This window comes from Burkholderia sp. Ac-20379, from assembly GCF_017104645.1.
Taxonomy (GTDB): domain Bacteria; phylum Pseudomonadota; class Gammaproteobacteria; order Burkholderiales; family Burkholderiaceae; genus Burkholderia.
In genome coordinates, this window is sequence record NZ_JAAGPF010000391.1 from 1 (window position 1) to 6080 (window position 6080).

Here is a 6080-nt window from a genome sequence, read left to right on the forward strand (position 1 = left end):
TGGTGGGCGAGTTCAACGCGTGGGACGGCCGCCGCCATCCGATGCGGCTGCGCCGCCCGTGGGGCGTGTGGGAGCTGTTCGTGCCGCGCATCGGCGCGGGCGTGCGCTACAAGTACGAGCTGCGTGCGCGCGACGGCCAGGTGCTGCCGCTCAAGGCCGATCCGTGCGCGCGCGCCACCGAAACGCCGCCGCTGACCGCCTCGGTGGTGGCCGATCCGGCCGCGCTCGCGCGCTTCGCCTGGACCGACGCGGCCTGGATGCGCTGCCGCGCCGAAGCCGATGCGGTGCACGCGCCGATGTCCGTCTACGAGGTGCATCCCGAATCGTGGCAGCGGATCGGCGATCCGCCGCGCTGCCCGACCTGGGACGAGCTTGCCGACCGCCTGATCCCGTACGTGGCCGGGATGGGCTTCACGCACGTCGAGCTGATGCCGGTGGCCGAATATCCGTTCGGCGGCTCGTGGGGCTATCAGCCGCTCTCGCCGTTCGCGCCGTCGGCGCGCTTCGGCCCGACCGACGGCTTCTCGCGCTTCGTCGATCGCGCACACGCGGCCGGCATCGGCGTGATCGTCGACTGGGTGGCCGCGCACTTTCCGACCGATCCGCACGGCCTCGGCCAATTCGACGGCAGCGCGCTCTACGAGCACGCCGACCCGCGCGAGGGCTTCCATCCCGACTGGAACACGCTGGTGTACAACCTCGGCCGCCGCGAGGTCGGCGGCTTCTTGATCGCGGCGGCGCTGGCCTTCGTGCGCGATCACCACGTGGACGGCCTGCGCGTGGACGCCGTGGCCTCGATGCTGTATCGCGATTATTCGCGCGCCTCGGGCGAATGGATTCCGAACCGCCACGGCGGCCGCGAGAACCTCGAATCGATCGCGTTCCTGCGCCAGATGAACGACACGCTGCACGGCCCCGACGCGCCGCCCGGCGTGCTGACCATCGCGGAGGAATCGACCGCGTGGCCCGGCGTGACCGCGCCCACCGCACACGGCGGCCTGGGCTTCGATTTCAAGTGGAACATGGGCTGGATGCACGATACGTTGTCCTACCTGCACGAGGATCCGCTGCATCGTCGCCATCATCACGAGCGCATGACGTTCGGGCTCGTCTATGCGTTCTCCGAACGATTCGTGCTGCCGCTCTCGCACGACGAGGTGGTGCACGGCAAGGGCGCGCTCGTCGCGAAGGTTCCGGGCGACGCGTGGCAGCGCTTCGCGACGCTGCGCGCCTATTACGGCTTCATGTGGGCGCATCCGGGCAAGAAGCTGCTGTTCATGGGCGGTGAATTCGCGCAGCCCGGCGAGTTCGCGCACGACGGCCAGCCGCCGTGGGAACTGCTCGACGCGCCGCCGCACCGCGGCGTGCAGCGCCTGGTGCGCGACCTGAACCGGCTATCGGCCGATGAACCGGCGCTGTACAAGCTCGACAGCCGCCCCGAGGGCTTCGGCTGGCTGATCGGCGACGACGCGGCCAACAGCGTCTACGCGTTCGTGCGCCGCGACGACACCGGGCGGCTGCTGGTGGCCGTCTGCAACTTCACGCCGGTGCCGCGCGACGGCTACCGGGTCGGGCTGCCGGCCGGCGGGCGGTGGGCCGAATGCCTGAATACCGACAGCGCCGCGTACGGCGGCACCAATCGCGGCAACGGCGGCGGCGTCCACGCCGAGGACGTGCCGTCGCACGGCGAGCGCTGGTCCGCGCAGCTGCGCCTGCCGCCGCTCGCGACGATCTGGCTGCGGCCCGACTGACGCGCCGGTGCGCCTGTATCGATGCAAACACAACAACCCGAACGACATCACAAGGAATCCGCATCATGCGCGCAGCAACGATCGACCGGCTGGAACCGGGCAAGCCCTATCCGCTCGGCGCCAAATGGAACGGCCTCGGCATCAACTTCGCGGTATTTTCGGCGCACGCCACGCGCGTCCAGCTGTGCCTGTTCGATCCCACCGGCCGCAAGGAAATCGCGCGGCTCGATCTGCCCGAATGCACCGACGAGATCTGGCACGGCTACCTGCCTGACGCGCATCCGGGCACCGTCTATGCGCTTCGCGCCGACGGCCCATATCAGCCGCAACACGGCCATCGCTTCAATTCCAGCAAGCTGCTGCTCGATCCGTACGCGCGCAAGCTGATCGGCCAGGTGCGCTGGTCCGACGCGCTGTTCGGCTACCGCGTGAATTCGAATCGCGCCGATCTGTCGATCGACCGCCGCGATTCCGCGCCGGCCATGCCGAAATGCGTGGTGGTGGACGAAACCTTCGACTGGCAGGACGACCGCCGTCCCGACGTGCCGTGGTCGAGCACCGTGATCTACGAAACCCACGTGCGCGGCGTGTCGATGCGGCGCGACCGGCTGCGCCCGCCCGAGCGCGGCACGTTCTCGGCGCTCGCGTCGCCCGAATTCATCGATCACCTGCTCAAGCTCGGCGTGACCACCGTCGAGCTGCTGCCGGTGCACGCGTTCCTCAACAGCCGCGAGCTGGCCAATCGCGGGCTGCGCAACTATTGGGGCTACGACACGCTGTCGTACTTCGCGCCCGAACCGTCGTACCTCGCCACCCGGCGGCTCGACGAGATGCGCATCGCGATCCGCCAGTTGCACGCGGCCGGCATCGAGGTGCTGCTCGACGTGGTCTACAACCACACCTGCGAGGGCAACCAGCTCGGGCCGACGCTGTCGTGGCGCGGCCTCGACAACGCCAGTTATTACCGCCTGCAACCGAACGATCCGCGCTACCACATCGACGAAACCGGCTGCGGCAACACGCTGAACCTCTCGCACCCGCGCGTGCTGCAGATGGTCATGGATTCGCTGCGCTGGTGGAGCACCTCGTTCAACATCGACGGCTTCCGTTTCGATCTGGGCGTCACGCTCGGCCGCGAGCCGAACGGCTATGACCGCGGCTCGGGCTTCTTCGACGCGCTGTGCCAGGATCCGGTGCTCGCCACCCGCAAGCTGATCTCCGAACCGTGGGACGTCGGCCCCGGCGGCTACCAGCTCGGCAATCACCCGGCCGGCTTCGCCGAATGGAACGACCGCTTCCGCGACACGGTGCGCCGCTTCTGGCGCGGCGATCCGGGCATGCGGCCCGAGCTGGCCGCGCGGCTGGCCGGCTCGGCCGATCTGTTCAATCACCAGAAGCGCCGGCCGTGGGCCTCGGTCAACTTCGTCGCCGCGCACGACGGCTTTCCGCTGGCCGACATGGTGGCCTATTCGTCGAAGCACAACGAAGCGAACGGCGAAGGCAACCGCGACGGCCGCGACGACAACTGCAGCGCGAACTGGGGCGCGGAAGGCCCGACCGGCGACGCCGGCATCAACGCGGTGCGCGCGCGTGTGTCGCGCTCGCTGCTGATCACGCTGTATGCCGCGCTCGGCACGCCGATGCTGCTCGGCGGCGACGAGTTCGGCCGTACCCAGCAGGGCAACAACAACGCGTATTGCCAGGATAACGAACTATCCTGGTTCGACTGGGAGCAGGCCGGCAGCGAGGCGGGGCAACAGATGTCGGCGTTCGTCGGGCGGCTCGCCGCGCTGCGCCGCGCGCATCCGCTGCTGTCGGGCGCGCGCTATCCCGACGGCGATCGCGAGGTCGCGCCGGGCCTGCGCGAGATCGACTGGTTCGACGAGAGCGGCGAGGGCGTATCGGTGCCGTCCTGGCAGGACCGCGAGCGCCGCGCGCTGACCATGCGCCGCGTCGGCCCCGACGGCAACGGCGAAACCGAGGTGCTGCTGCTGATGCTGAACGGCTCCGCGCAGCCGCTGACGTTCGTGCCGCCCGCGCCGGGCCTCGCCTACCTCGTGCTGGCCGACAGCGGCCGCCCCGACGCCGAGCCCGCCGCGATTCCGCCCGAAGGCATCGAACTGGCCGCGCATGCGGCCGTGATCGCGGCCGCGCGGCTCGGCGCGGCGCAAACCGAAACCGTCGACCCCACGCATGCCGACGCCACCGGCGACGCCCTGCCCGAGGATGCCGGCGACGAACCGGCACCGCTCGCGGCCGACCCGCAGCCGCAAACCGACGAAGACGCCGAGCCCGAGCCCGTCGCGCATCGTCAAGCATCCCGAACCGATCAGGATGGCGCGCAGAACGACGCGCCGATCGCCACCGAATCGGCGTGCGCGCCGGCCAGCGCCGGCCGTTAGCGCGCCGCCCCGTTTCCGAGGATTCGCTCATGAACGACGCCCTGCCCTATCCCGCCGCCCGGCACGCCTACCCGGCCTCGTTCGGCGCCTGCTGCATCGATCCGCGCCGCACCCACTTCCGGCTGTGGGCGCCGGCCTGCCGAAGCGTGGAGGTGGAACTCGACGACGGCGAGCGCCAGGCGCGCGTCGCGATGACGCCGTGCGACGGCGGCTGGTTCGACACCACCGCGCCGTTCGGCCCCGGCACGCGCTACCGCTACCGGCTCGACGGCGGCGATGCGGTGCCCGACCCGGCCTCGCGCTTCCAGCCCGACGGCGTGCACGGCCCGAGCGAGGTGATCGACCCGGCCGCCTACCGCTGGATGCACAACGACTGGCGCGGCCGGCCCTGGAGCGAGACGGTGCTCTACGAACTGCACGCGGGCGCGCTCGGCGGCTATCGCGGCGTCGAGCGCCGGCTCGGCGAGCTGGCCGCGCTCGGCGTGACCGCCATCGAGCTGATGCCGCTGTCGTCGTTTCCCGGCACGCGCAACTGGGGCTATGACGGCGTGCTGCCGTTCGCGCCCGCCGCCGCGTACGGCCGCCCCGACGAGCTGAAATCGCTGGTCGACGCCGCGCACGGGCTCGGCCTGCAGGTGTTTCTCGACGTCGTGTACAACCACTTCGGCCCCGACGGCAACTGGCTCGCGCGCTACGCGCCCGAATTCTTCCGCGCGGGCAGCCACACCGCCTGGGGGCCCGCGATCGATTTCTCGCGCGCGGAAGTGAGCCGCTTCTTCATCGACAACGCGCTGTACTGGCTCGAGGAATTCCGCATCGACGGGCTGCGCCTCGACGCCGTTCATGCGATCGACAACGACGCATGGCTCGGCGAACTGGCGGCGCGCGTGCGCGCCTACGCGGACGGCGACCGGCACATCCACCTGGTGCTGGAAAACGAGCGCAACAGCGCGCGGTTGCTGGCCGATGCGGGCTTCGACGCGCAATGGAACGACGATTTCCACAACAGCCTGCACGTGCTGCTGACCGGCGAGCGCGACGGCTATTACCGCGCCTACGCCGACGCGCCGCTGCAGCGCTTCGCGCGCACGCTGGCCGAAGGCTTCGCATATCAGGGCGAGCCGTCGCCGCTGCACGACGGCCGGCCGCGCGGCGAGCCGAGCGCGCACCTGCCGCCCACCGCGTTCGTGGCGTTCCTGCAGAACCACGACCAGATCGGCAACCGCGCGTTCGGCGAGCGGCTGCGCGCGCTCGTCAACGACGACGCGCTGCGCGCCGCCACCGCGCTGATGCTGCTCGCGCCCGCCGTGCCGATGCTGTTCATGGGCGAGGAAACCGGCTCGACGCAGCCGTTCCAGTTCTTCACCGATTACACCGGCGAACTGGCCGACGCCGTGCGCGAGGGCCGCCGCCGCGAATTCGCCGCGTTCCCGGCGTTCGCCGACCCCGAGCATCGCGACCGGATTCCCGATCCGAACGATCCGGCCACGTTCGCGCGCTCGTCGCTGGCCGACGCCGCCATCGACGGCGAGAGCGACGACGCGCGAACGTGGCGCGCGTTCTACCGCAGCGCGCTGGCCGTGCGCAGCGGCTTCGTCACGCCGCATCTGCCGGGCACGCGCTCGGCAGGCGTGACGCTGCTCGCGCGCGACGGGCAGGCGCCTGCGACGGCCGTCGTCGGCTATCCCGATCGATCGCGCCTGCCGCTGAACGATCCCGAGCACGCCAACGACCGGCAGGAAGCGGCAACCGTTGCGGCCGCAACCAATGCGATGACGAACGGCAGCCCCGACGCGCCGCCGCGCGCGTTGATCGCCCGCTGGCGGCTCGGCAACGGCGCGGGCCTCGCGATCGCGCTCAACCTGGACGACGCCGCCGTCGCGCTGCCCGACGCGCCGCCCGGCAGGATCGTGTTCGAAACGCCGCC

At 70.9% G+C, this 6080-nt stretch carries 3 protein-coding genes; all 3 read left to right on the forward strand.

Annotated features, from left to right (window positions below):
* Positions 1-1751, forward strand: a 1751-nt coding sequence (gene glgB / locus G3N92_RS29660) for a 1,4-alpha-glucan branching protein GlgB (protein ID WP_206131129.1), incomplete at its 5' end; no start/stop codon positions are given.
* A gap of 65 nt (positions 1752-1816) precedes the next feature.
* Positions 1817-4153: a glycogen debranching protein GlgX gene (gene glgX / locus G3N92_RS29665; protein ID WP_206131130.1), complete on the forward strand. Its 2337-nt coding sequence runs from the start codon at positions 1817-1819 to the stop codon at positions 4151-4153.
* A 29-nt stretch (positions 4154-4182) separates the two neighbouring features.
* The coding region (gene treZ / locus G3N92_RS29670) for a malto-oligosyltrehalose trehalohydrolase (protein ID WP_206131131.1) at positions 4183-6080 on the forward strand (1898 nt) is incomplete at its 3' end.